Annotated in this window: 1 protein-coding gene and 1 other annotated feature; the gene reads left to right on the top strand. The window is 68.3% G+C overall.

The window, feature by feature from the left end; all coding sequences use genetic code 11:
- The first annotated feature begins 51 nt into the window (after positions 1–51).
- Positions 52–1,289, top strand: a protein-coding gene (locus tag M1R94_RS20180; protein ID WP_249383524.1) for an IS3 family transposase whose coding sequence is annotated in 2 segments (ribosomal slippage) — positions 52–331 and positions 331–1,289 — 1,239 coding nt in all. Because the reading frame shifts where the segments join, the coding sequence is not laid out codon by codon here.
- Positions 330–443: a sequence feature (AL1L pseudoknot), on the top strand. (Overlaps the previous gene by 114 nt.)
- Positions 1,290–1,304: the final 15 nt, after the last annotated feature.

Here is a 1,304-nt window from a genome sequence, read left to right as displayed (position 1 = left end):
TGAACCGCCCCGGGTTCCGTAGAGGCTCTCAATCCACGGAGGATGAGAGTCATGGCAGCACCGAGGAAGTACCCGGACGAGCTTCGGGAGCGAGCGATCAGGATGGCGGTCGAGGCGCGGCGTGATCCCGCGACGCGGGTCGGAGCGCTTCGCCGGATCGGCGACCAGCTCGGCATCAACCCTGAGACGCTGCGGAACTGGGTCAACCAGGCCGAGATCGATGCCGGCGACCGACCCGGAACGAGCACGTCGGACGCGCAACGGCTGGCCGAGCTCGAGCGGGAGAACCGTGAGCTGCGGCGGGCCAACGCGATCCTCAAGAGCGCGTCGGCTTTCTTTGCGGCGGAGCTCGACCGCCCACAACGGTGATCGTCGAGTACATCGACAAGCACCGCGAGGAATTCGGGGTCGAGCCGATCTGCACCCAGCTGCAGGTCGCCCCGAGCACCTACTACGCAGCCAAGTCCCGCCCGCCCTCAGCCCGCTCGGTCGGTGACGTCGCGCTGACCGAGGTGATCACCGCTGAGCACGCGGCGAACTACGGGGTCTACGGGGCGCGCAAGATGTGGAAGCACCTGCACCGCCTTGGCCGGCCGGTCGGGCGCTGCCGGGTCGAGCGCCTGATGCGGACCGCCGGTCTGCACGGGGCGGTCCGGGGCCGCGCGAAGCGCACCACGATCCCGGGCAAGGACGGAGCCCGGGCCGGGGACCTGGTCAACCGCGCCTTCACCGCCACGGCCCCGAACCAGCTGTGGGTGGCTGACTTCACCTACGTCCGGACGTGGGCTGGGTTCAGCTACGTCGCGTTCGTGATCGATGTCTACTCGCGGATGATCGTGGGCTGGAAGGCCGACACCTCAATGCGCGCAGACCTGGTCACCGACACCCTGGACATGGCCGCCTGGGCTCGCGGGCGGGCCGGGGTCACCGACCTGACCGGTCTGATCCACCACACCGATGCCGGCTCTCAATATGTGAGTCTGGCGCTGACCGAGCGCCTCGCGGCGTTGGGCATGCGGGCCTCGATCGGAACCGTCGGCGACGCCTACGACAACGCCCTGGCCGAGTCCACGATCGGGCTGTTCAAGACCGAGTTGATCCGCCGCCGCGGACCCTGGCGGACCCTGGACGACGTCGAGATCGCGACCCTGGAGTGGGTCGACTGGTTCAACAACCGCCGCCTGCACACCGAGCTCGGCGACATCCCACCCGCCGAGCGCGAGAACAACTACTACCGTCAGAACACAGCGTCGACGATGCTGGAAACCAGAGAACCGAGCCTCCACTGAACTCGGGGCGGTCCA

The organism is Actinotalea alkalitolerans (assembly GCF_023369855.1).
GTDB lineage: Bacteria > Actinomycetota > Actinomycetes > Actinomycetales > Cellulomonadaceae > Actinotalea.
Note: the sequence above shows the minus strand (reverse complement) of the source record. Positions and strands in the feature narration are given on the sequence as shown.